The following is a 24,216-nucleotide window of genomic DNA, read 5'->3' on the forward strand; positions in this document are numbered from 1 at the left end:
GGGGGGGGGCGCCGCCCGGGCCGCGGCCCGGGGGGGCGGCCGCGCCCCCCCCCCACGGCCGATGGAGATGGACTACCAGATGAACCATGCCTGCCGGTTGACCCGGCGGCCGGTGACCCGGCGCAGCAACTTCCTCACGGAGCTCACCTCCTTTCCTGACGACCGAGGGTGGTCAGGTCTGATGCGGGATCCGGCGCAATTGGAACGGGGGAGGGGTGATGATGCCCGCGACGTGGGGCTGCCCGTGACCGCCGCGTACCTCCAGGCGGGCGCCGTCGGTCACGGCGGCGAGCAGGTCGGAGGCCAGGTTGCGGGCGACGACGGCGCCGGCGCAGGTGAACGGGCCCCCGCCGAAGGGCAGGTAGGGCCCACGCGGACCGGGGCCGTCCCATCTGCCGGGCCGGAAGCGAGTGGCCTGCGGCCAGTGCCGTTCGTCGCGGTGCAGGAGATAGGCGCAGACCGACACGCTTTCTCCCGGTTCCAGCCGTACGCCGCCGACCTGGTGGGCGCGGAGCACGGGGCGGCCCATCAGCCAGGCCACCGGCCACAGCCGCAGCGACTCCCGTACGGCCGAGTCCGCGGGCACGGCCGCCAGGTCGACGCCGTCGGTCGCGGCCGCCAGCAACGCCCAGGCGACCACGTGGCCCACGGGCGCCACCGAGGTCCGGAACAGCAGCAGGTACACCTGGGCGAGCTGGGCGGCAGGCGTATCGGGCGGGGCGGCCTCGAGTATGGCGTCCAGCAGGTCGCCGGGCACGCCGCGCCGCGGACCGGCCCGCCGCGCTAGCACCTCGACGGCGAGCGCCCGCACCACGCGCACCCACAGCGCCCGCCGCATCGCGCTCGCCAGCCGGCCGCTGGGGCGGATCAGGACATCGTTCCGCACCACCTGCCCCATCAGCTCCCGCAAGGGCGGCGGACTGTCCGGCCGCAGCAGAACCTCGGTCAGGAACCGGTACGCGGCGGCGCGCCCGGCCGAGGGCCACTCGCTGACCTCCCCGAGTTCGGCCACCACGGCGGGCAGCCGCTGGCGATGCGCGGCCAGATGGGCGCGTAACGTCGCGCGGGCCGCCCGCCCGATCGCGACCTGCGTCTCCCGCGGCTCCAGCCGGCCGCCGCGGACATGGAAGAAGTCGGACACGTCGTCGTAGTGGCCCTCCTCGTCCTGCAGCACCCGCAGGGCCTCCGCCGGGTCGGCCACGCACAGCGAACCGTCGTCGGGCAGCCGGAACACCGGGCCCCGCTCGCGGGCCGCGTGCTCGACGAACCCCAGCGGGTCCCGCCGGTAGCACCGCGCCGCCCCACCCGGCCACGGCCGCGTCGCGCCGGGAGCGGCCCGATCAGGTCCTCCGACCGTCGTCATTCCCACCTGCCCATTTCGGGTATACGCGCACGCCCGCCGGTACGTGGTCGACACCAAATCAGGAATAGTGCCGGTTAATAAGTTAACGCCGAGGAGTATCGCCACTGAATTTACAGAATTGGTGGAATCTCGGCAATGAATGCGTTGCGTCGTAATGGCATTGCTGACCGTATACGCCGTGCGCGAACGGGGCTACTTCGATGTCAAAAGGAAGCTCGCGCTACATATCCGAGAGCGTGAAATGGCATTTCAAAGGCGGGCCGCCGCCCGGAGCCCGCGACGCCGCGCCGGGATCGCGGCGTCGCGGGCTCGGCTTTCGGGCGCCCCGCTACGAGCCGACCGCCCAGGCGCGGGTGATCGTCTGGACGACGCTCGCCCCCGCCTGGTCGCTGGCCGTCGCGCGGAGCGAGACGTGGCCCGCGCGCGGGTTGGTCACCAGCGCGGTCCATCCGCCGCCGGTACGCACGACGGGCACCGCCCGCCACGTCACTCCGTCGTCGGTGGACGCCTCCAGTGCGAGCTCGCGCACGGCCGATTCCGGCGCGCCCGGATCGCGCTCGACCCGGATCGGCACCCTGGTGACCGAGCCCGGACGCGCCCGGTTGGCCGCGTCGAGCCCGGCGGGTGCGAAGCGGACCGCCATCAGCGGCAGCCCCTGCCCCTTGTCCGTGTGCTGCGAGCGGAACGACCACACCGACTCCACCGCGGTGGACAGCGGGCCGGGCCGCGTGGCGGTGGCCATCAGCGTGTAGGCCGCGGGTTCGGGCGGCAGCATCGCGACGAGCGTGCAGCCCTCTTCGAACGTGCACTCCGCGACCGAGTTGCCGCCACGTCTGGGCGGCGGCGTCCTTACGGATGCCGCCCGCGGTCAGGCCGAGATCGGCGAAGCCGCGGGCCTGCCTGGCTCCCGCGGGCAGGCTCGACTGACTGATGACTGGGATGTCGGGACGGTCGGCGTCGCCGTACCGGGAGGAGAGCAGCCCGGTCACGTCGAAGAGCCGCTCGTCGAGGACGCCGCGCGCGATGAGCGGGGCGGCGTCGGAGGGGATGACGATCAGGTGGCCGGCACGTTCGCGGATCGTGAAGCGCACACGCCTGCCCTGTGCGGGCTCGACGCGATGGCCTGAGGCGCTCACCACGACCCTGTCCCCGGTCAGCAGCGTCACCGTTCCCGCGGCCGGGGGAGGAGCTCCGCCGGGAGCCGGGGGAGGCGCTCCGGGGACCGGGGGAGCGCCTAAGAGCGCCAGCGAGAGCAGAACCTTGATCATACGCACGCCTTTCTGCAGCGTGAGGGCGGGCCGCTCGGGGTGCTACGAGCGGCCCGCCGTCACCGTCCGGTCAGATGATCTTGCGGTAGATCCGGGACGCGATCGCCTGGGCCGCGCCCTCCCTGCCGAACTCCTGGTAGACCCGCGACGTGATCTCCACGGCCCTGGGCGAGTAGGCGGGGTAGAAGGCCTTGCCGCACTCCAGGTCCTTCAGCGCCGCCTTGATCTCCTTGTCCAGGTACGGCTTGGCCTCCGCCGGCTTCAGGTTCGGACGGAAGATGACGGTCTTGCCCTTCGGAGCCTTGGGGAGTTCGCCCTTCCAGGCCTTCCTGGCGACCTCCGAGGCCTGCCGCACGATCTTCGTGTGGCTCAGGCCGTCCAGCGCGGTCGGCCTGGTCTCGCCGACGCCCAGGCACGAGGCGAACTGCTTGCCCAGCCGCACGAGCTCCTTGTCCTGGTCGAGGACGCTCAGCGACTTGTTCACCGCCGCTTCGAGCCGGTCGTAGTAGTCCTCCTGGGAGGTGACGGTCTTGCCCAGCACGTCCTTGACCGCCTGGGAGAAGCAGGCGTCGTCGGCGGCGCGCCACTTCTTCAGGTCGGCGGCCGAGAGCGACATCAGCGTCTTGTTGTTCGGGTTGTCCGGCGAGGTGGGGTTGACCACCTCGTCCTTCGGATAGACGTTCGGGGACCAGACGCCGAAGCCGTACTTGGCCCGGTACGTCCGCAGCGCCTTGAGGTCGCCCGCGAGCCGTTCCCGCTCCCCGGGCTGCCACTGGCGCTGGGGCGCCAGTGCGGCCACGTAGGTCAAGCCCTGCTCCGTCATGCAGGCGACGCGCTTGTCCTCCATCTGCCGCTGCTTGTCGTACGCGGCGTCGTCCCCAGGCGCTGCGGCGAGAGCACCGAACGAGCCGGCGAGCAGGGTGGCCGCGACGGCCTTGGCGATGAACATGGATGTACTCCTTCGTTGAAATGTGGGCATGCGAAACTGAACTCCCGGCCGAAAAGGCCGGATCAGGGGGAAAGTCTCAGCAGGGGATCTTCATGCGGGACGCCTTCGGCGACACCTCGGGCAGCCCCGGGACGAGATCGACGGCGAGCACGGCGACGCCGTTCACCGAGCCCTTCTTCTCGAAGTACTCGCCCTCGGGCAGCTTCACCTTCTTGGCCTCGGTGATCACCGTGCGCTCGCCCAGGTAGCGATAGGTCTGCCGGTCGAAGATCAGCTCGGACCGGCGGCCGTCGCCCTCGTCCATGGCGACGGCCAGCCCGGGGCGGCCGGAGACGTCCACGGCGTCGCGGATGAGCACGATGCCGTCCAGCCCGGCGGCCACCTGGTAGAGCGCGGCGCCCAGGCTGGGCCGTACCACGGACTCGCGGATCAGGCTCTGGAGGGAGGACCAGATGCGCGGCGGCTCCTCGCCCGTGTCGGCCACGATCTTCGCGCGCACCTGGGCGGGGTCCGTCGGCCAGGCGCCCAGCCGGGCGTAGGCCGGCTTGCCGGGGCAGCCCGACGACTCGGAGAGGATGTCCTCGACGCCGCGGTCCCAGAACTTCCGGGGCGCCGGTCCCGTGGCCGACAGGGCCTGCTTGCGGCTCAGCCAGGGCTTGCCCGCGTCGGCGGCCTCCCAGCGCTCCTCGTTGACCATCACCTTGGTGTACTGCGTCGCGCCCGCCTTGTCCTTGGTGTACAGGCTTTGCTGGGCGAGCGTCTTGGTGTGGACGTACTGGCCTCGGGACGGCACCGTGTCACCCTGGTCGGTGGCGGCCCGCGCGGCCAGGGTGAGCAGCGCCTTGGCGTCGGCCGGAGGCGCGGCGAGCAGGTTTCCCGGGGTGTGCGGGGCGGAGCCGCCCAGGCCCACCTCGGTGACGAGGAGGCCGGCGGTGAGCGTCACCGCCATCGCGCCGACCATGATCACGCGCCGGGCCGGCAGCGCGGTGGCCCACCTGCGGCGCAAACGGCCGGTCTGGGACGCCTGTGCCTGCCGGAGGAAGCGGTCCCGCCCCGCCGCGGCCGCCTCCGGCGTGGGGTCCGGCTCCGCGAACACGGTCTCGATCAGCTTGAGCTCGTCCATCACCACTCCTTCATCGGGTTGACGTCGCCCAGGGCGGTACGCAGCTTCTTCCTCGCCCTGTTGATCCGGGACCCGACGGTCCCGACCGGTATGTCCAGCGCCGTGGCGATCTCCTCGTAGCCGAGCCCGCCGAACACGAGCAGGAACACCGCGTCGCGATCGCCCTTCGCGAGCCCCTTCAGCCCGCGTACCAGCTCCGGCCTGCTGGCCTCCGCCGCGAGCTGCGAGGTCACCCGGTCCTCGTGCCCGTCGGCGGAGTCCTCGGCCGGGACCTTGCTGAGGGCGTTCAGCCGGCGGCCTTCTCTGCGGCGGTGCCGGGCCACGACATTCGTCGCGATGCCGTACAACCACGACCGCACGGTGCCCCGGTCGGAGTCGAAAGCGCCTCTGCCGTTGAACGCGATCAGGAAGGCGTCCGCGACCATGTCCTCGACGTGTTCGCTGCCGAGCCGGGCGGCCAGATATCGGTAGAGCTCGTGGAAATACCGGTCGTACAGGAGGGCGAAAAGGTCAGGGTTGTCCATCGACCGCTCGACCACGGTGACGTCTTCCATCACGTCACTGGCGTCAGGTGGTGCAGCCATGGCGTCCTTTCGGAGGGAACTGTCACCCCGGAGTTCGCCGCTCAGCCGTTTTTCTTCACGGCCATTTTCAGCCCAGGTCGAGGCGGGCGAGTTCGGTGCGGGTGGTGACGCCGAGCTTGGGGAAGGCGCGGTACAGGTGGTGGCTGACGGTCTTGGGGCTGAGGAACAGCTGGGCGGCGATCTCCCGGTTGGTGGCACCCGTGGCGGCCAGGCGTACCACCTGGAGTTCCTGGGGTGAGAGCGAGGCGGCCAGGTCGGGGGCGCCCTGGGCGACGGTCTCGCCCGCCGCGCGCAGCTCGGCGCGCGCCCGCTCGGCCCACGGTGTGGCGCCGATGCGTTCGAAGGTCTCCAGCGCCGAGCGCAGGCGGGTCCTGGACTCGTTCTTGCGGCGGGCGCGGCGCAGCCACTCGCCGTAGAGCAGGTCGGTACGGGCCCGTTCGTACGGCCGGTTCGCGTCGGCGTGCGATCGTACGGCCTGCTCCCAATGCCGCTCCGCCGCCGCGTCGTCGGTGGCGAGGAGGGCACGGCAGCGGTGCAGGACGGCCTCCGCCCACGGATGGCGGGCGGCGGCGGCCCAGGACTCGAAGCGGGCCAGCGGTTGCGCGGCGCGGGCGGGCAGGCCCAGCCGTACGGCGGCCTCGATCTGGTCGGGAGCGAAGTAGACGGGCATGATCTGGTGCCGGAGCGGCCCGCGGGCGGCGGCGTCGAAGCGTTCCAGCGCGGCCTCGAAGCGGCCCTGACCGAGGTCCAGCAGGCCGAGCGCCCACTCGGCCCAGCCCACGATCGTCGCCACCGGATGGGCGCTGACGTGCGCGATCGTGCGCTCGGCGAGCTCCCGGCAGTCCTGCTCCCGGCCCTGGACGGCGGCCACCATGGCCATGACGCTCTCGAAGTGCGCGATGCGGTGCGTCTGGCCGATGTCGGTGGCGAGCCGGCGCCCCTCGGTCGCGGTCGTGACGGCGTCGCGGAAGCGCCCGAGGTACATCTGGTGGATCGCCAGCACCGCCTGAGCGAGCGGCAGCAGCCCGATCATGCCGTCGGCCCGGCATTCCTCGATCGCCGCATGGGCGATGGCGAGCCCGTTGTCGAAGTCGCCCGAGATCCCGGCCAGCGAGCAGATGCTGATCCGCAGGGCCGTCATGCCGGAGGGGATCGCCGCGGCCAGGTCGATGAGCTCGCGGAACGGCGGCAGCGCCCGGTCCAGGTCGCCGGCCAGGAAGTCGGCCATCGCGTGGGCCGCCCGGACGAACCCGTCGAGCCCGTCCTCCGGCGTCAGCGGCAGGCCGGCCAGCCCCGCCGAGGACTCGGCGACGGCCGCCGGATCGCTCAGATACCAGGCGTTGCGCACCGCGTCGAGCAGGAGGAGCGCCGCTCCCTTGCGGTCCAGGCCGGCGATGGCGGCGGCGCCGTCGACGAGGATCCGGTGGGCCTCCTGCACCGCGCCCCGGTCGAACGCGATCCGGCCGCGCAGCCCCGCCAGCCGGGCGAGGGTCAGCGGGTCGTCGCCCAGCCGCCGGGCCTGATCGGCCAGGACCTGCGCGTGCTCCAGAGCGCCGGCGTCTGCGGCGGCCTCGGCCGAAAGAGCCAGCCGCCGGGCACGCTCGGCAAGGCCGGGGGTGAGCCGGGCCGCCCGCTCCAGGGCCGCGGCGGCCGCGGCGTGGCCCGCGCGTTCGCGGGCGCGGCCGGCCGCCTGTTCGAGCGCGGCGGCGATCGGCTCGTCGCGGCCGGTCACGGCGGCGGCCAGGTGCCAGGCGCGACGGTCGGCGTCCTGCTCGTCGTCGAGCACGCCGGCGAGGGCGCGGTGCACGGCCAGGCGCTCGTCGTAGGCCGCCCGGCGCGCCGCCGCCGTACGCATCAGCGGGTGACCGAAGGACAGCCGCCCGCCGGTGGTGGACAGGAAACCGGCGCGCTCGGCCGGGCCCAGGGCGGCGGCGTCGACCCCCAGCCTCCCGGCCGCGCGCACGACCACGTCGAGATCCCCGGCGTCGTCAAGGGCGGCGACCATCAGCATCGTCTGGCTGTCCGGCGGCAGGACGGCGATCCGCGCCTCGTACGCCTCCTGGATCCGGCGCGGCAGCGGCAGCGGCTCCGGCGCGTGGTGCGGCGAATCGGGCATGCGGGGCAACTCGATCAGGGCGAGCGGGTTTCCGCCGCTCTCGGCGAGGATCCTCTCCCGTACGTTGGGGCCCAGACCGGGTGTGTGCTCGCGCAGCAGATCGCCGGCGGCCTGCCGGTCGAGGCCTTCGAGCCGCAACTCGGGCACCCCGGGCGCGTGGAAGGCGTCCCTGGCCGCGAACAGCAGGGCGATCCCCTCCGAGTGCAGCCGCCGGGCCGCGAACAGCAGCGCCTCGGCCGACGACCGGTCCATCCACTGCGCGTCGTCGACCAGGCAGAGCAGCGGGCCGTCCTCGGCCAGTTCGGTGAGGAGCGACAGGGCGGCCAGGCCGATGAGGAAGCGGTCCTCCGGTGCGGTGGCGAGGCCGAACGCGCCTTCCAGCGCCCTGGCCTGCGGCGCCGGAAGCCTGCCGATCCGGTCGAGCGCCGGGCGGAGCAGCAGGTGGAGCGCCGCGAAGGGCAGCTCGGCCTCGGTCTCGATGCCGGTGCCGCGCAGTGGACGCATGCCCTCCGCCGACCGGGCGGCGTGGTCGAGGAGCGCGGACTTGCCGATCCCGGGCTCGCCCCGCAGGATCAGGCTCCCGCTCCGGCCGCCTCTGGCCTGCGCGATCAACGTGTCGATCTGCGCCTGCTCCTTCTCCCGTCCCCACAGCACCATCAGAATGTAGCGCCCCCCGCTACCAGACAATCGTCCGATACCGGGCAGACGCCCTGTCTCCCTAACGTCGTACACGCCACGTAAGGAGAGACATGGATTTCTTACTTTTCTTGCTGTTGTTCGTCGTGCTGTGCGGGTGGCTCGACCGCTGGGCCACCCGAACCCCCGAGCCGGTCTCCCAGGAGGGACGCTGAATGTTCGTCGGACACTTCGGTCTGGCCGCCGCCGTCAAGGCCGCCCAGCCCCGCGTCCCGCTGTGGTCGCTCATGCTCGCCACGCACTTCCTCGAGGTCATCTTCGTGATCCTGTTCCTGGCGGGCGGGATCGAGTCCTTCCAGGCCGTCGCCCCGGGCACCTACGGCGAGGCGCTGATCGACGCGCAGTACTCGCACTCACTGCTCGGCGCGTTGCTGCTGTCGGCGCTGTACGGCGGCCTCGCCGCCTGGCGGTGGGGCCGCACGGCCGGGTGGGTGCTGGGCGCGGTGACGTTCAGCCACTGGCTGCTCGACCTGCTCGTCCACCGGGCCGACCTGCCGTTGCTGCCCGGTAACGCCGGTGACCTGCCGCTGCTCGGCTTCGGGCTGTGGCAGATCCCTTGGCTCACGGCCGTCGTCGAGGGGGTTCTCGTGGTGGTCGGCGCGGTCCTGTACTTCCGCTCGGTACGGGAGCGCGCCACGGTCACCTGGCGCGCGATGGTCTCCGGCGGCGCCATGGCCCTGCTGCTCGCGCTGGGGCTGATCGTGGACATCGTCAGTTAGGGAGGTGGCTGACATGTTCGTTGACGTTCCGGGCGGTCGCCTGGCCTACGACAGCGCCGGCGAAGGGCCGCTCGTCGTGTGCGTACCCGGTCTGGGGGACACCCGCGAGGCCTACCGGTTCCTGCGCCCGCCGCTGGTGGAGGCGGGGTACCGGGTGGTGACGGCGGACCTGCGCGGCCACGGGGAGTCCTCGGCGGGCTGGGACGACTACTCCCAGTCCGCGGTGGGCGGCGACATCGTGGCCCTGCTGGAGGAGCTGGACGCGCCCGGCGCCGTCCTGCTCGGCAACTCCTACGCTGCGGGCGGCGTCATCCACGCCGCCGCGGAGGCGCCCGAGCGGGTGGCCGGCATCGTCGCGATCGACGGCTTCATCAGAGCCGTCCCTCTCAACGCGGCCGTCCGCGCGCTGGTCCGGCTGATCGCCGCCTCCCCGCGGCTGTGGAGCCTCTACTACGCCATGGCACACCGTACGGCCAGGCCCGCCGACCTGGCCGGACACCGCGCCGAACTGGTGGCCATGCTGCGCGACCCGAAACGGCGCGAGGCGATGCGCGCCATGCTCCTCGACCGCGAACCGGACGCCGAGCGGGCCATCGCCCAGGTCCGCTGCCCGGCCCTGGTCCTCATGGGCGCCAAGGACCCCGACTTCCCCGACCCGGCGGCCGAGGCGCGGACCCAGGCGTCGCTGCTGCGCGGGCAGGCCGTCGTGATCGACGGTGCGGGCCACTATCCGATGTCGGAGTATCCCGAGCGTACGGCCGAGGCGCTGCTGCCCTTCCTGAAGAACGCGTTCTGACGGCGCTCATCCCGCCCTCCGCAGCCAGAGCGTGTGCGCGGCCCAGGCCGCCGCCGCGCCCACCGCGTACCAGAAGAGGTCGGGCGGGTTGAACGTGCTGCCCAGCAGCGGCCGCAGCACGGCCGGGATCTCCCCGAGCTGGGCGAACTCGATCGCCCAGCTCGCCCCCACCGCCGGCACCGCCGCCACCCAGGGGCGCACCCGGGGGAGGACCAGCACCACGAGCGTGTAGATCAACACGGTGTAGAGGGCGTCGCCCGCGTACTTCGACACCGGGCCGTCCAAGAACGCGCGCACCCCCAATCCGGCCGCGACGGTCAGGACGGCTGCGCAGAGAGCGACTGGGCGGGGCACCGGATCACGTTATCGATACTGCGACATCGGTGCGGCCGTCCTCGGCGACGGCGCCGTCGCGCGGGTCAGGACAGCGTCAGTTCCAGGTAGGGGTGGTTGTCGGTCGCTTCCTTGCTGGAGAAGGAGGTGAACGGCCCGTACGCCGTGGCGGTGGACGTGATCGCGAGGCTGACGTCCTGCCCGGCGGCGAGCCGGGCCTGGACGAACGCGGTCACGTCGACGGTGTGCCAGGACGCGGCGGTGTCGAGCGTGAACGTGCCGAGACCGGCGCCCAGCGGCGGCCGGGTGTTCCAGGTCAGCGTGGCTTCGCTCCAGGTCGCGTCGGTGACCGCGTGGACGGCGTCGGTCGCGCCCGCGGCGTCGCTGGTCGAGCCGTAGACGTGCAGGGTGGCCGAGACGACCGTGCCGTGCGCCGCGGTCAGCGGGAACGTCAGGTACGCGACCCGGTCGAATCCGCTGCCCAGGCTGGGATTGTTGCGTACTTCGAGGACGGAGCCCGTGCCGAAGGCGGTGGCGGCGTAGGCGCCGTCGCGGACGAACCCGTCGGCCACGGGTTCGATGTGCGACGGGTCGACCACCGACACCGGCACACGCACGACCTTCATCATGGGTGGGTGAATGACCAGCGCGCCGACTTTCGCGCTGCCACCACCGGCGGCGGTGACCAGGCCGGAGCCGTCCACCGTGGCCACGGCCGGGTGGCTGCTGGTCCAGGTGATGGTCGCCGTGGACAGATCGGCCGGGCGGCCGTCGGTCTGCTTGCCGGTCAGGCTCAGCCGCAGGGTGTCGCCGATTGACAGGGCCGGCGGGCCGGCCGGGGACGGGGTCACGGTACCGAGAACGACCGGCCGGGGTGCCGCGTCCGCCTGGGCGTCGGACTTTCCGGCGTAGACCCGGATCTCCGTGACGCTGTTGTAGCTGCTGACGGAGTTTCCGTGGCCGACCAGCCGGACGTGGCGGGCCGGCCGCGCCGTGAAGGAGAAGACTTCGGCGTCGTCGGACGTGCCGGCGGAGACGGCTCCCGTGAGCGCCGCGTTCCAGGTGGTGCCGTCGGTGGAGGTGAGGACGTCGAAGGTGGACGTTCGCGCGTGCCCGTTGAAGAAGGCGACGGCGACGGCGCCGACGGTGCGCTTGGCGCCGAGGTCGAGCGTGAGTGTCCGCCCGTCGCCCGCCGCGGCCCAGCGGCTGCCCATGTTGCCGTCGACGGCGTCGGCCGCGGGGCCGCCCTCGTTCGCGCTTGCGGTCACCGACGCGACGGGCAGTGCGGTGGCGGTCTTTCCCGCCTGCCGGAAGTGCACCTGGTAGGCAGGGCCGTAGACCTTCTGGCGGTTGGCGTCGAGCCGGAAGGTCGTCACGGTGGCCGTGCCCGGGATCGCGGTCGCCCGGGTGACGGTCGCGTAGGTGCCGCTCGGCGTCAGGGGGACGACCTTGGGCGGGGCGGTGGTGTTCGCAGGCAGGGTGATGTCGTAGCGGTAGCGCCGCGGATCGAATCCGGCCAGGTGGTCGGCGCCGATCATGATGTCGGTCAGGGCCGCCGGGCCGGTCGCGCTCGGCGTCCAGGAGGCCAGCGGGGTTACCGCCGGGGTGTCGGTGGGCGGCTTCTGCCCGGCGGCGAGAGGAACCATCCGCATCGCCACCGTGGTGGTCCCGGCCGCGGTCAGCTGGATCGCGAGGGTTCGTGAGCCGGGCTGGCGGCTCTGGCCGGTGGGGTCGGGGCTGTCCGGCAAGGGCCGGGAGTCCCCGATGAGCAGCCGCCCGTCGGTGGTGAGCAGTTGGACCCAGAGCCGCTGTCCGCCGCGGTGGAGGGTGGCCGACCGTCCGTCGGCGGCCACCACGACGTCGGCGCGGGTGTGCAGGAACGACCAGTAGCCGATCGGTTCGCTCGTCTTCACCTCGTCCTGGAGCAGCACCTGCCGCCGGTCGTCGAACAGCTGCAGGCCGCGCTCGGCGCGTTGCACCCGGCCGCCGTAGAGGCCGGTGAGGTCGGTGATCTCGTACCACTTCTGGGGCGTCGAGCTGACGGTGGTGATCGGAGCGCCGACGGTCAGCGCGGTGGAGGGGGTGGGCCCGGTGCCGAGCCGCATCGTGTTCTGGCCCTCGGGACGGGTCACGTAGTAGTCCCATCGGCCGCCGGTGTCCTTGGTCCAGTCGAAGTACCCCGGGAGGCTGTAGCTGTCGAGGCCGAGGTCGTCGAACCAGCGCACGCCCGCGGCGTCGAGGACGAAGTCTCCGGCGTCGAGGTTCTCGTGGGCGGCGATCTGGTCGTACCCGGCGCGCATGCCCTTGGTGGCGACGGAGACCGCGTAGGGGTCGTCCCAGGCGCCGCGGGCGGTGGCGATCTCGACGCCGTCGAAGAAGGCGTCGGTCGCCGCCGGATGGCCGGCGCCGCCGGCGTCGGCCGGGTCGTACCAGAGGATGTCCATCGGGCTGGCCGAGCGGTCGGCGAGCCGCGCCTGCCAGGCCATGTAGTACGGCTTGCCGTAGCGGGTGGCGAGCCACATCATGAACGGCGCCTGCCAGGTCGGGGTGACCGCGCCGAGCAGGTCGGTTCCGCCGTCGCCGTAGTTGAAGGTCAGGCCGGTCGCGCCGGTCACGTGGATGCCGTAGTCGCCGGTGCCGGCGAGGCCGGGCAGGTCGGACAGGCCGAAGTCGGTGCCGGTCGCGGTCTTCATGGCGGCGAGGTAGAGGACGAGGTACTCGGTGGCGTACTGCCAGTACTGCGGACTCTCGCCGCTGCCGCCGTCCGGGCCGTAGCCGCTGATCCCGTTCTGGATCGACGTGATGCTCGCCCTGAGCACCTGGTCGACGACGCCGCGCTCGTCGGCGGTCAGGCCCGGGTCGTCGCCGATGGCCAGCGCCCCGAGCGCGACCGCGTTGCAGACGAGGTTCCAGTTGTGGTTCTGGGTGTAGAAGCTGGTGGCGTACCCGTAGCGGACGAGGGCCGGTCGCAGGGCCTTGGTCACGATGGCGGAGCGGATCGTGGCCTTGTCACTCGCCGACAGGTAGTCGTAGAGCCAGTCGTAGCCGATCGCGACGCTGTTGGACAGCTCTCCGACCTCCAGGAACTGTTCCTTGTCCCAGGCCGGGGCGGAGGAGAGGGCGACGAGTTCGCGCGCCGCGCGTTCGGCGTACCGGGTCTCGCCGGTGATCCGGTAGACGAGCGCGAGGGCGTAGACGCGGCGTTTCGCCTCGTCGATGACGGAGGTCGACAGGGCGGTCGGCGGCGAGGTGGCGAGGACGCCGTCCGCGCCGGCCTTGACCTGCGCATACCAGGCCTTGAGCCGGGGGTCGGTGCCGATGCGCCGGGCGGCGGCGCTGAACGTCTGCGCGGTCGCCAGGAGGCGGGGGTGCTGCGGCGTCAGCAGCTCGACGACGCTGGCCGGAGGCTGGACGGGATCGGCGTGCGCGGGCGTGTCCACCGCCGCCAGGGTCGTCAACGTGGCGAGGGTCAGGACGAGGGCGGCGGCGCCCGCGCGGAGCCGGGCGGCGGTTGTGCTCAAGGACGGCATGGCACAGCCTTCTCTCTTCGATGGAGTTGCCCCCATGCGTCTGCGGTGGGTCAGTGGTTGGCCGCGTGCTGCTCGGCGAGTTCCTTGGCGATCGCGTCGCCACCCTGGGACTTCCACTGCGAGACGGCCCCGCTCCAGTCCGACACCGGGCGCTTGCCCGTGATGATCGCGTTGGTCACGTCGGTGATCTGCTGGTTGAGCTTCGTGCCCTGCGCGGCCTGGGTCGGCGAGACCAGGCCGTAGGACGGGTCGCCGACGCCGATGGGGACGATCTCCTGCTGGGCCTGGTAGCTGCGGCGGGTGGCGTCGGCGTTGCCGGGCAGGTAGAGCACGTACGGAGCGGCCGCGATGTACTGCAGGGGCAGGTTCGTCTTGTTCTCGCCGCCGGTGGTGGCCAGCGCGGTGGGCAACGGGTCGCCGTCGGCACCGGTGGTGAAGTGCACCCCGGCGACGCCGTAGTTGATCAGCTCGTACTCCTTGCTGCCGAACGGCGCGGCCAGGAAGTTCAGCACTCGAAGCAGCATCTTGATGCGCTCCGGCGACGCCTTCTTCAGGGCGGTGAAGCCGCCGCGGCCGCTGTTGGAGAACACCCCGTTGCCCAGCCATGGAGTCGGGTCGTCGCCGTACGGGCGGACGAAGTCGACCGTGAAGGCGTCGCCGACCCCGGAGACCATTCCCGGGTAGCCGCCGATGCCGCCGCCCAGGGTCAGCGTCGTGCCGTTCATGAAGAACGTGTTCGCCTGGGTCGCCTGGGTGCTCAGCAGGTCCGGGTAGAAGTAGCCCTTGGCGTACCAGTCGCGCAGCCGCTGCAGCACCTCCGGGTAGACCGGGTTCTCGTAACGGCTGGTGAACGCGCCGTCGGCGAGCACCCAGTTGCTGGGGACACCGGCCGCGCCGAGGTGGATGTTCTCGCTGAAGTTGTTGCCGCCCAGCGGGAACTGCTTGCCGGTGGCGAGCTTGGCCAAGCCCTCGGCGAACTGGGCCGTGGACACGCCGAGCCCCATCTTGACGCCGGCGGTCTCGAGCTTCTCCCTGTTGCCGAACATCACGCCGGCGAGCTGGGGCCGGGGCACCGGGACGCCGTACAGGCGGCCGCCGATTCGGCCGACGTTCTGCCATGAGATCGTCGGCAGGTTGGCCAGGTTCGGGTAGTCCTTGATCGCGTCACCGGATATGAACTCGGTCAGATCGGCACACTTGGCCTGGGTGAACTGCAGGGCGTTGGACATCGCCAGGTCGATGGTGGCGATGATGTCAGGCAGGTCGCCGCCGGCCATCATGGTGGCGTACTTGGCGTTGAGGTCGGCCGCCGGGACGAGGGTGAGGCGCAGGTCCACCCCGAGTGCCTCGTTGATCGCGGTCCACAGCTTGTTGCTCGCGGCCGGGGACGGCGCCGTGCCGTAGGTGATGACCATGCAGGTGACGACCGAGCCGTCGCCCGGCTTGCCGTCGACGGTCTGGGCCAGTTTCTGTGGATAGGTCAGGAAGGCGTCCTGGACGCCTTGGGCGGTGCCAGGCAGGTCTGGCTTCACCAGGTTGATCGGGGTGTAGGTGGGGAGCGGGGCGAGACCCTTGCCCGCGTTGCCCACCGAGGTGGCCGAGCCGTCGCCGCAGGCGGCGAGGCCGGGTACGGCGGAGGCGAGCGCGAGGCCGCCGGTCAGTCTGAGCAGCGATCTCCGGGTGATGTCCATGGCAAGCGCTTTCCCTTCCGGGTGGGTTGTGCGGTCCGCGCCGGGCGCGGAAGGTGTGCAGGGGGGTGGGCCGTCGGGCCAGGTCAGCCCTTGATCGCGCCGGTGAGCACGCCTTTGGTGAAGAAGCGCTGCACGAGCGGATAGACCGCGAGAATCGGCAGCACCGCGACCACGACTGTGGCCATGGTCGTGGTCTGCGGGGCGACACTGGCCCCGGCACCGGCCGCGATCGACGTGTCGGGGTTGGCCCCGAGCATGACGATCTGCCGCAGCATCGGCTGCAGCGGCCAGGTGGACTGGTCGTCGAGGTAGAGCATGGCGTTGAAGAAGCTGTTCCAGTAGCCGACCGCGTAGTAGAAGCCGACCACCGCGATGATCGCCTTGGACAGCGGAAGCACGACGTGCCACAGCACGCGGCCGTCGCCGGCGCCGTCGATGCGGGCGCTCTCCGACAGCTGGGCCGGCAGGCCCTGGAAGTAGCCCCGCATGATGACCAGGTTGAAGGAGCTGATCAGCACCGGGGCGATCAGCGCCGCGTAGTGGTTGCGCAGGTCCAGGTTGCTGACGACCAGGAAGCTGGGGATGATCGCCGGCGGGAACAGGAAGGTGAGCAGGACGCCCAGCATGATCGGCTTGCCGCCGAAGACGTTCGGCCGGGCCAGCGCGTAAGCCATCAGCACGGTGGCGGTGAGGCTCACCGCGGTGCCCACGATCGTGACCACGGCGGAGACGAGCACCGCGTGCGAGATAACCCCGGAGCCGAACAGCCGCCGGTACGCGTCCAGCGTCACCTGCTCGGGCCAGATCGACCAGCCGCCGTTGCGGATCACCTGCAGGTCGGGCGACAGGCTGGTGGCGACGACCACCCAGAACGGGATGATCACCAGCGCCACCGTGATCGTCACCGCGACGGCCTTCGCCGCCTTGGTGCTCGGCCGGGGCGGCTCCATCCAGACCGGACGTGTCATCGGTAGACTCCTTCCTCGCCAAGCCGGTGCGCGACCTTGTTGGCCACGACGATCAGGACCAGGCCGACGAGGCCCTTGAAGATGCCGGCCAGGGCGGCCGGTCCCCAGCTGCCGTTGACCACCCCGTGGTAGTAGGTGTAGGTGTCCAGGACCTCCGCGACGCCGGGGGAGAACCCGTCGCGCTGCAGCAGGACCTGGTCGAAGCCGACGCTCAGGATGTCGCCCAGCCGCAGGATCAGCAGCAGGACGAGGACGGGTCGCAGGGACGGCAGGGTCACGTGCCACAACCGCCGGCCCCACCCCGCGCCGTCGATCGCGGATGCCTCGTAGAGTTGATCGTCGACGTTGTGCAGGGCGGCCAGCACGATGATCGTGCCCCAGCCGCAGTCCTTCCAGATCAGCTCGGCGATCATCAGCGGCTTGAACAACGACGGCTCGCTGAAGACGTTGACCAGGTGGTAGCCGTTGTCGGCGAACAGCCCGTTGAGGACGCCCGCCGCGCCGAGCAGTTGCTGGAACAGCGCGACGACGATCACCCACGAGATGAAATGGGGCAGGTAGACAATGCTCTGGACCGCCTTGCGCACCCACCCCCGGGTCAGGCTGTGCAGCAGCAGCGCGAGGACCACCGGCACCGGGAAGTAGAAGATCAGTTGCAGCGTGGCGAGGCTGACGGTGTTGACTGCCGCCTGCCAGAAGTCGGGGTCGGCGAACAGCGTCCGGAAGTTGTCCAGGCCGACCCAGGGGCTGTTGGCGATGCCCGCGAACGGCAGGTAGTCCTGGAAGACGATGACGTTGCCCAGCAGAGCGACGTAGTGGAACACCAGGAAGTACAGCACTCCCGGTGCCATCATGAGCAGCAATAAGCGGCTGCGGCGCAGCCGCTGCCGCCGGCCGCCGCGCCGGCGCGCGGACCCGGCCGCGCTGGTGGGCGGATCGTCCGTCCGCCGGTCAGCGAGGGTGACGGCCACGTTGCCTCCTGGAAACAGCTACGTAATGGCGCTTGGTCCTCGGCACGTTAAAAGGGTTTCACTCGTACGTCAAGACCCACACTTCGCAAACGGGCAGATAGGGTCTCTCCCCTGGACCGGCCGCGAGGGCACGGGCTAGGCTCTGAAGTAAACCCTTTTAACAAGGCGCACGGAGGTAGAGAACGGCATGGCGAACAGGCGGGCGAGCATCCGCGACGTGGCGGCCCGGGCGGGCGTCTCGGTGTCCACCGTGTCACGCATCCTCAACGGCAGTTATCCACCGGCGCCGGAAACGCGCGACAAGGTCATGCGCGCGGTCCGCGACCTCGCCTACGTCGCCAACCCGCACGCCCGCGCACTGATCCACCAGGAGACCGGCACGATCGCCATCGTGGTCCGGATGCTCGACGACGGCTTTCTCATGAGCCTGGTCCAGAGCATCGCCAACACCCTCGCCGACGCCGGGCGGTTCTGCCTGATCGGCACCACCGGCGGCGACCCCGATCGCGAGCTGCAGGTGCTGCGGCAGATGAGCGCCCAGCACGCGCAGGCCATCGTCCTCATCGGCGCCGTCACCGAAAGCCCGGAATACGTGCGCGAGACCAGCGCCTTCGCCGCCTCCCTCGCGCAGACCGGCTCACGTCTGGTGCTGTGCGCCCGCCCCCCGCTCGGCCCGGACGTACCCGCCGGCGTGGTCGAGTACGACAACGAGGGCGGTGCCTACGCCGCGACCAGTCACCTGCTGTCGCGCGGCCACCGCCGCATCCTGCTCCTGAGCGGCCAGCAGGACCACAGCACCACGGTGCGGCGGCGGGACGGATACCGCCGTGCCCTGGCCGACCTCGGCGGCGACCTCGACCCCGGGCTGGAGGCGGGCCCCGCGTGGAGCCGCGAGACCGGCTACGCCCGCATGCGCGACATCCTGCGGGCCGGGCCGCCGGACTTCACCGCCGTGTTCGCCCACACCGACCACGTCGCGAGCGGCGTCCTGCAAGCCCTGCGAGAGGCGGGGCTGCGCACGCCCGAGGACATCTCGGTCGTGGGGTTCGACGACGCCGCCTTCGCCGCCGATCTCGGACTGACCACCGTGCACATTCCCGCCCGGGAACTGGGCCGGCTCGCCGCCACGATGGCGATGGCGCCGGACACCGTCGACCCGCGGGTCGTGCTCGGCACTCACGTCGTCGTACGGGACAGCGTCGCGATCGCAGCCACCACCGCATAGGAGCATGATGACCCGCCGGCCCGTGACAGCACTGGTCATGTCCGAACCCACCATCCGCCAGCTTTTCGACGACGCACGATTCGAGCGACTACACACCCTCGCCCGGCTCGACCGCCCCGAAGCGCTGACCGAGCTCGGCTCACCGTCGAGCCGCGCCCGGCTCCGCGACATCGAAGTCATGATCACCGGTTGGGGGTGTCCGCTCCTGACCGGCGAGGTCCTCGATGCCGCTCCCCGGCTGCGCGCCGTGCTGCACGCGGCCGGCACCGTGAAGACGCATCTGACCGACGCCTCCTGCTGGGAACGCGGAATCCTCGTCACCTCCGCGGCCAACGCCAACGCGGTGCCCGTCGCGGAGTACACCCTCGCCGCGATCCTGCACAGCGGCAAACGCGTGAGCGCCTTCGCCGAGGCGTACCGGCGGCGGGGAGCCGACTCCGCGTGGCGGGAACGGGTGACCGCCGGGTCGAACTACGGCGGCGTCGTCGGCATCGTCGGCCTGTCGCACACCGGCCGGCGGGTGGCACGCCTGCTGCAGGCCTTCGACCGTACCGTGCTCGTGAGCGACCCCTACGCCACCGAGGCGGACGCCGAGGACCTCGGCACGACCCTCGTGCCCCTGCCCGACCTGCTGCGCCGCAGCGACATCGTGACCCTGCACGCGCCGTCACTGCCCGAGACCCGCAACCTGCTGGACGCCGACCGCCTGGCTCTGCTTCCCGACCACGCCACGGTCATCAACACCGCCCGGGGCAGCCTGATCGACACCGACGCGCTCACCGCCGAATGCGTGAGCGGGCGGCTCAGCGCGATCCTCGACGTCACCGACCCCGAACCGCTGCCGGTCGACTCACCGCTGTTCGGGCTGCCCAACGTGCAGCTCACGCCGCACATCGCCGGAGCCATGGGCACGGAGGTCCATCGCCTCGCCGAGGCCGCCCTCGACGAACTCGAGCGGTACGCGAAAGGGCTGCCTCCGGCGTACCCGATCCACATGCGCGACCTCGCCCGCATCGCCTAGGAACCCGGCTCTCTTCCCGCGTAACGGTCAGCCGGCCAGCGCCGCGGCGATTCGCTCCTCCGCCCAGGGCACCATGAGGAAGCCGCGTTTGACCGTCAGCACCTGCACGCCCGCCGTCCACGACTGGATGCCCGGCACGGAGGCCAGCGTGCGCGAGGTGAAGTGGTGGATGTCGGCCGTGGTCGGCACGATCACCTCGCAGATCAGCGACGTCTGGCCCAGCAGGGAGGCGATCATCCGCACGCCGCGCTCGTTCGCGAGCCGCTCGGCGACGGCGTCCTGCATGCTGGGTTCGACCGACAGCCAGAAGAGCAGCTCCGCCTCGTAGCCGAGTGCGGCGGCCGGGATGAACGTGGCCGTGATGGCGCAGCCGCGCTCGACCATGGCCTCGAAGCGCCGCCTGGCCGTGCTCTCGCTGATGCCCAGCCGGTTGCCGACCGACTGGAAGCTGGCCCGCCCGTCCTCGCGCATCGCCGCCAGCACGGCGCGGTCGACGTCGTCGAGGTGCCCGCGCTCGCAGGCGTGCAGGGGCGGCTCCAGCGCGAACGGCGCCGCCTGCTCCCCGACCACGGGGACGCTCCAGTCGTAGCTGCGCTTGTAGGTGTGCAGCACGAGGTCGGCGACGCTCTGCTGGGTGCCGGGGATGGCGTGCACGACGTCGACCAGCATCGAGTACAGGTCGCGGTCCTTGGGCGCGACGAGCTCGAAGACGATGTCGTAGCCGCCGGTGACGATGGAGACGTACCGGATGTCGGGGTTCCTGGCCAGCAGCCCGGCGACCCTGAGCTGGCTGCCGGGCGCACACGACAGCCGCACGATGAACACGTGCACGGGCCCGTCGTGCTCCAGGTGCGGCAGCACCGCCACGCGGGCCAGGCCCGCGGCGAACAGGTGCTGGGCCCGCCGCGCCACCGTGCTGGTGGAGATGCCCAGCAACTGGGCGATGTCGGTCCAGCTCGCCCTGCCGTTCACGTGGAGCGCGGCGAGGATCTTCCGGTCGAGGTCGTCGAGATCTTCCATCGGGGGCATCATCGCGTGTTCAGCGCCGCCCGCGCACCTTGTCGAGGAAGTCGCGGACGGTCGCCTCCCACAGCTCGGCCTCCTCGACCTGCGGCGAGTGGCCGGACTTCTCGAACACCCGCAGCTCAGCCTGGGGGATGAGGCGGGCGATGGTCTCGCTGCACTCGACCGGCGTGATCCAGTCGTGCCTGCCGACGGTCACCAGGACCGGGGCCGTGATGCCGGGCAGCAGGTGCTTGATGTCGTAGTTCGGCTGGTTGACGGCGAAGGCGTGGTTGTGGGTGAGGTAGTGGTACGGGGTGGCGGCCACGCGCTGCTCGACCTTGGCCGGGTCGTAGTCGTGGTCGTAGAGCGGCAGGATCTCCCGCCAGCAGTCCTTCAGGTCCGCGTCGTCGCGGACGGTGCCGGACATGATCCGATCCAGCTTGGCCGGGTCGATCCGCACCCGGGACGAGGCGGCGGCGTTGCGGGTGGCCAGCTCCTGGTTGGCGTTGTCGGCCGAGGTGTCGCGCAGCACGACGGCGCTGACGCGGTCAGGGTGGCGGGCGGCGTACTCCATGGCGATGAAGCCGCCGTACGAGCCGCCGGCGATCACGATGCGTTCGGCGCCGAGCCATTCGCGCAGGCCCTCGACGTCGGCGACCCACTGCTCGTGCGTGAACGGCCCGTTCTGTCCGCTCCTGCCCGATCCCCTGGCGTCGAAGACGACCACCCGGTAGGCGTCGGCGAGCCGCCCGAAGCCGGCCTTCGGCTCGGCGAGCGAGCCGAGCCCCGGGGCGCCGTGGTGGGCGATGATCGTCTCCTCGCCGTCGCCGAGGACCTCGACGTTCAGGGGGTTGCCGTTGATGTCGACGAACACGTGTCTGCCTTTCAGATGATGACGTCGGTGAGCTCGCGCGGGTACGCCGTGAGCCGACGCGGCCCCGACTCGGTGACCAGGACGGTGTCGGAGATGCGGTAGCCGGCGTGCCCCGGCACGTACACGCCGGGCTCGCTGGACAGGATCATGCCGGGGGCCAGCTCGGTGCCGTCGCCGTCGGACAGCCACGGCGGCTCGTGGAAGCCGAGCCCGATGCCGTGCCCCTGCCGGTGGCGGATGTACGCGCCCAGCCCGGCCTCCTCGATCACCGCCAGGCAGCGGCGGTTGGCCTCCTCACAGGTCAGGCCCGCGACCAGGGCCTCGGTACCGGTCTCCTGGGCCTCGCGGACGGTCTCGTAGTAGCGGGCCTGCAGCGTGGTGGGCTCGCCGATGACGAACGTGCGCTCGCTCTCGACGAACCGGCCGCCGACCGCGCAGCCGAGCGAGAGCATGAACGTCTCTCCCGCCCGCAGCCGGTCGCCGCCCGGCAGCCGGTGCGGCTGGGCCGAGTTGGGGCCGCCGTAGACGAGGCCGCCGGTGAGCATGGGGACCACGACGACGTCCTGGTGCCTGGCGTGCATGAGGCGGGCGCCGTGGGCGATGACGTGGGAGGCCAGCTCCGTCTCGGTCGGCAGCTCGCCGCCGGCTTCAAGGGCCGCCCTGACCAGCTCGACGCCGGCCTCCAGCATGGCGTCGGCGATGCGCGCGGCCTCCTCGTGCAGGGTGATCTCCTCGGGCGTCTTGCGCAGCCGGACGCGGCCGACGGCCTCGCAGGTGCTCCAGCGGGTGCCGGGGAACGCCTCGGCCAGGGCCCGGGCGCGGGCGACGCTGGTGGAGCCCGCGTACGCGGCGGTCGCGGGCCGGCGTACGTGGTCGGCGAGCACCGCGAACGGCGGGCGGCGGCCGGGGAACTCGGGATAGGCCACGATCTCGGCGCGGGCCCGCTGGTCCTGGGCGTACTCGCGTTCGAGGTCCGGCACGAGCAGGACCGGGTCGCCGTCGAGCGGCAGCCAGCAGGCGACCGGGCGCTCGTTCGGGAAGTGGTGGAAGCCGGTGAGGTAGGCGACGTCGAGCGGGTCGTCGAGCAGCAGCGCCGACAGGTCCTCCGCGGCCATCTCCGCGCGGACGCGGGCGAGCGCGCCGGCGTAGAAGGCGTCGGGGAGCCGCTGGCTGAAGGTCATGAGTCGCTCCTGTGGTTGCGGGCGTCGTTGTAGGCCACGGACAGCAGCGTCGTGGACAGGACGAGCAGCAAGATGGCCAGCGACGGGAAGAGCGTGGTCCACCAGGCGGAGGCGAGCGAGCCGGACTGCTGCGCCTTGTGCAGGATCGTCCCCCACGACCAGCTGTTGGGGTCGCCGAGGCCGAGGAAGGAGAGCCCGGCCTCGGCGAGCACGGCGCGGGAGGTGGTCAGCACGACCGACACGCCGACGACGGGGATGACACCGGGCAGCAGGTGCTTGCGGACGATCCACAGCGACGAGCCGCCGACGACCTTGGCCGCCGACACGAACGGCATGGGCACGATCGCCAGCGCCTGCGAACGGACCACGCGGGCCACCTCGGGCCAGCTGAACAGCGCGATGACCACGGCCAGCGTGCGCACGCTCGGCCCGGCCAGCGCCGCCACCAGGATCATCAGCGGCAGCACGGGCAGCGACAGCGACAGGTCCACCAGCACGCCGAGCGGCGTGTCGAGGCGGCGGAAGTAGGCGGCGCTGACGCCGATGAGCAGGCCGATCACGATGGCCAGCACGGAGGCGCTGACGCCGACCGCCATGCTGACCCGGGTGCCCCACACGACCTGGGCGAACACGTCCTGCCCGATGTCGTCGGTGCCGAACCAGTGGGCGGCCGACGGCGGCTGGGAGGTGTCGGCGCCGTACCCCTCGGGGAAGGGCGCGATCAGCGGCGCGAGGACCGCGACCAGTGCCAGCAGCACCAGCACGACGCCGCTGGCGAGGCCGAGCGGGTTGCGGCGGAACGCGCTCCAGGTCCGCTGCCTGGGCGTGAGCTCGATGGCGGCCACAGTCATGAGGTGCGCACCCTGGGGTCGAGGATTCCGTAGGCCACGTCGGTGATCAGGTTGGCGGCCACGACGGCCGCCGCGAGCAGCACGAACGCGCCCTGCAGGACGGGGAAGTCGAGCTGGCCGACCGCCTCGTAGATGGCGCGGCCGATGCCCGGGTAGGCGTAGATCGTCTCGGTCAGCACCGCGCCGCCGACCAGGGTGCCGAGCTGGAGCCCGGCGATGGTGGTGGTCGGCAGCAGCGCGTTGCGCAGGGCGTGCTTCCACACGACCTTCCCCGGGCGGACGCCCTTGGCCTTGGCCAGTGCGACGTAGTCCTCGCCGAGCGCGTCGATGAGCGTGGTGCGCATGGTGAGCACGTAGCCGCCCAGCTGGATGAGGACCAGGGACAGGCACGGCAGCACCAGGTGGTGCAGCATGCTGAGCGTGGCGCCGAAGCCGGTGGCGTCGAGGTCGACCGCGCCGCCGATGGGGAACCAGCCGAGCCAGACCCCCAGGACGTACATGAGGAAGATCCCGACGCTCGGCACGAACAGCGACTGCGCGGTGACGCCGGTGACCTGGATCAGGCGGTCCAGCCACCCCTTGGCCTTGGTGGCGGCGAGCACGCCGAGCGGGATGCCCAGCGCGATCGTCACCACCATGGCCGAGACCGTCAGGATCAGCGTCCACGGCAGCCGCTCCATCAGCACGGTCGTGACGGGGACCGACTGGCGGAACGACATGCCGAGGTTGCCTTGCAGGAGCTGGCCGAGGTAGTCGACGTACTGCGCGCCGAGCGACTTGTCCAGGCCGAAGTCGGCCAGGAGCTTCTGGCGCAGCTCCTCGGTCATGTTCGGGTCGGCCACGGCCAGCACCGGGTCGCCCGGCAGCAGGCGCACCAGGAAGAACGTGACCGTGACCGCGAACCACAGGGTGAGCAGGCCGCGGGCCAGCCGCAGGCCGATGAACCGCATGG

21 protein-coding genes are annotated in these 24,216 nt (G+C 71.6%); 5 read left to right on the forward strand and 16 right to left on the reverse strand.

Translation table 11 applies throughout. The features are described 5' to 3' along the window. Positions 1–172: 172 nt before the first annotated feature. Together AB0L65_RS34840 and AB0L65_RS34845 are read right to left on the reverse strand one after the other, a co-directional pair. Positions 173–1,363 carry a cytochrome P450 gene (locus tag AB0L65_RS34840; protein ID WP_364254111.1) on the reverse strand — a complete coding sequence of 397 codons (1,191 nt, stop codon included), beginning with the start codon at positions 1,361–1,363 and terminating at the stop codon, positions 173–175. A 328-nt stretch (positions 1,364–1,691) separates the two neighbouring features. Beyond that, a complete protein-coding gene (locus AB0L65_RS34845) occupies positions 1,692–2,138 on the reverse strand; it encodes a hypothetical protein (RefSeq protein WP_364254114.1) in 447 nt (148 codons plus the stop codon). A 10-nt stretch (positions 2,139–2,148) separates the two neighbouring features. On the opposite strand from AB0L65_RS34845, the gene AB0L65_RS34850 reads away from it, so the two are divergent. Beyond that, the gene (locus tag AB0L65_RS34850) at positions 2,149–2,490 is read left to right on the forward strand and encodes a hypothetical protein (protein ID WP_364254117.1); all 342 of its coding nucleotides are present in this window, start codon (positions 2,149–2,151) and stop codon (positions 2,488–2,490) included. Between the two features lie 211 nt (positions 2,491–2,701). Here AB0L65_RS34850 and AB0L65_RS34855 read toward each other — a convergent pair whose 3' ends face one another. The 4 genes from AB0L65_RS34855 to AB0L65_RS34870 all read right to left on the reverse strand — a co-directional run bounded on the left by AB0L65_RS34855 (position 2,702) and on the right by AB0L65_RS34870 (position 8,060). Continuing rightward, positions 2,702–3,580, reverse strand: a complete 879-nt coding sequence (locus AB0L65_RS34855; protein ID WP_364254120.1) for a hypothetical protein — start codon at positions 3,578–3,580, stop codon at positions 2,702–2,704. Between the two features lie 76 nt (positions 3,581–3,656). Next, positions 3,657–4,703 (reverse strand): CU044_5270 family protein, encoded by a 1,047-nt coding sequence (locus tag AB0L65_RS34860; protein WP_364254123.1) that lies wholly within the window; start codon positions 4,701–4,703, stop codon positions 3,657–3,659. Beyond that, the gene (locus AB0L65_RS34865; RefSeq protein ID WP_364254126.1) at positions 4,703–5,287 is read right to left on the reverse strand and encodes an RNA polymerase sigma factor; all 585 of its coding nucleotides are present in this window, start codon (positions 5,285–5,287) and stop codon (positions 4,703–4,705) included. Before AB0L65_RS34865 ends, AB0L65_RS34860 begins: the two co-directional genes overlap by 1 nt. Positions 5,288–5,354: 67 nt before the next feature. After that, positions 5,355–8,060: an AAA family ATPase gene (locus AB0L65_RS34870; protein ID WP_364254129.1), complete on the reverse strand. Its 2,706-nt coding sequence runs from the start codon at positions 8,058–8,060 to the stop codon at positions 5,355–5,357. A gap of 194 nt (positions 8,061–8,254) precedes the next feature. Between AB0L65_RS34870 and AB0L65_RS34875 the strand changes: the two genes are divergently transcribed. Beyond that, a complete protein-coding gene (locus AB0L65_RS34875) occupies positions 8,255–8,818 on the forward strand; it encodes a permease (protein ID WP_364254132.1) in 564 nt (187 codons plus the stop codon). Between the two features lie 13 nt (positions 8,819–8,831). Further along, positions 8,832–9,614 carry an alpha/beta hydrolase gene (locus tag AB0L65_RS34880; RefSeq protein ID WP_364254135.1) on the forward strand — a complete coding sequence of 261 codons (783 nt, stop codon included), beginning with the start codon at positions 8,832–8,834 and terminating at the stop codon, positions 9,612–9,614. A gap of 6 nt (positions 9,615–9,620) precedes the next feature. On the opposite strand, the gene AB0L65_RS34885 is transcribed toward AB0L65_RS34880, so the two are convergent. The 5 genes from AB0L65_RS34885 to AB0L65_RS34905 all read right to left on the reverse strand — a co-directional run bounded on the left by AB0L65_RS34885 (position 9,621) and on the right by AB0L65_RS34905 (position 17,107). Further along, entirely contained in the window at positions 9,621–9,968 is a 348-nt protein-coding gene (locus AB0L65_RS34885; protein WP_364254138.1) for a DUF2809 domain-containing protein, read from the reverse strand. Positions 9,969–10,033: 65 nt separating this feature from the next. Beyond that, the gene (locus AB0L65_RS34890) at positions 10,034–13,468 is read right to left on the reverse strand and encodes a DNRLRE domain-containing protein (protein WP_364254141.1); all 3,435 of its coding nucleotides are present in this window, start codon (positions 13,466–13,468) and stop codon (positions 10,034–10,036) included. 59 nt (positions 13,469–13,527) lie between these two features. Beyond that, positions 13,528–15,168: an extracellular solute-binding protein gene (locus AB0L65_RS34895; RefSeq protein WP_364254144.1), complete on the reverse strand. Its 1,641-nt coding sequence runs from the start codon at positions 15,166–15,168 to the stop codon at positions 13,528–13,530. Positions 15,169–15,251: 83 nt separating this feature from the next. Continuing rightward, positions 15,252–16,136, reverse strand: coding sequence for a carbohydrate ABC transporter permease (locus AB0L65_RS34900; RefSeq protein ID WP_363968083.1), 885 nt, complete (start codon positions 16,134–16,136; stop codon positions 15,252–15,254). After that, the gene (locus tag AB0L65_RS34905; RefSeq protein ID WP_364254147.1) at positions 16,133–17,107 is read right to left on the reverse strand and encodes an ABC transporter permease subunit; all 975 of its coding nucleotides are present in this window, start codon (positions 17,105–17,107) and stop codon (positions 16,133–16,135) included. Before AB0L65_RS34905 ends, AB0L65_RS34900 begins: the two co-directional genes overlap by 4 nt. Positions 17,108–17,294: 187 nt before the next feature. Between AB0L65_RS34905 and AB0L65_RS34910 the strand changes: the two genes are divergently transcribed. Beyond that, positions 17,295–18,332 carry a LacI family DNA-binding transcriptional regulator gene (locus AB0L65_RS34910; RefSeq protein WP_364254150.1) on the forward strand — a complete coding sequence of 346 codons (1,038 nt, stop codon included), beginning with the start codon at positions 17,295–17,297 and terminating at the stop codon, positions 18,330–18,332. Between the two features lie 37 nt (positions 18,333–18,369). Continuing rightward, on the forward strand, positions 18,370–19,353 hold the full coding sequence (locus AB0L65_RS34915; RefSeq protein ID WP_364254153.1) for a hydroxyacid dehydrogenase: 984 nt from the start codon (positions 18,370–18,372) through the stop codon (positions 19,351–19,353). 27 nt (positions 19,354–19,380) lie between these two features. Here AB0L65_RS34915 and AB0L65_RS34920 read toward each other — a convergent pair whose 3' ends face one another. The 5 genes from AB0L65_RS34920 to AB0L65_RS34940 are packed head-to-tail and all read right to left on the reverse strand — an operon-like array spanning position 19,381 to position 24,214. Next, positions 19,381–20,373, reverse strand: coding sequence for an Lrp/AsnC family transcriptional regulator (locus AB0L65_RS34920; RefSeq protein ID WP_364254156.1), 993 nt, complete (start codon positions 20,371–20,373; stop codon positions 19,381–19,383). Positions 20,374–20,392: 19 nt separating this feature from the next. Continuing rightward, the gene (locus AB0L65_RS34925; RefSeq protein WP_364254158.1) at positions 20,393–21,232 is read right to left on the reverse strand and encodes an alpha/beta hydrolase; all 840 of its coding nucleotides are present in this window, start codon (positions 21,230–21,232) and stop codon (positions 20,393–20,395) included. Between the two features lie 11 nt (positions 21,233–21,243). After that, positions 21,244–22,413: a Xaa-Pro peptidase family protein gene (locus AB0L65_RS34930; protein WP_364254161.1), complete on the reverse strand. Its 1,170-nt coding sequence runs from the start codon at positions 22,411–22,413 to the stop codon at positions 21,244–21,246. After that, positions 22,410–23,264 carry an ABC transporter permease gene (locus tag AB0L65_RS34935; protein WP_363968068.1) on the reverse strand — a complete coding sequence of 285 codons (855 nt, stop codon included), beginning with the start codon at positions 23,262–23,264 and terminating at the stop codon, positions 22,410–22,412. Before AB0L65_RS34935 ends, AB0L65_RS34930 begins: the two co-directional genes overlap by 4 nt. Then, the gene (locus AB0L65_RS34940) at positions 23,261–24,214 is read right to left on the reverse strand and encodes an ABC transporter permease (protein ID WP_357750328.1); all 954 of its coding nucleotides are present in this window, start codon (positions 24,212–24,214) and stop codon (positions 23,261–23,263) included. Before AB0L65_RS34940 ends, AB0L65_RS34935 begins: the two co-directional genes overlap by 4 nt. Between the last annotated feature and the right edge of the window lie 2 nt (positions 24,215–24,216).

It is taken from the genome of Nonomuraea sp. NPDC052116 (assembly GCF_040680035.1).
Lineage (GTDB): Bacteria > Actinomycetota > Actinomycetes > Streptosporangiales > Streptosporangiaceae > Nonomuraea > Nonomuraea angiospora_A.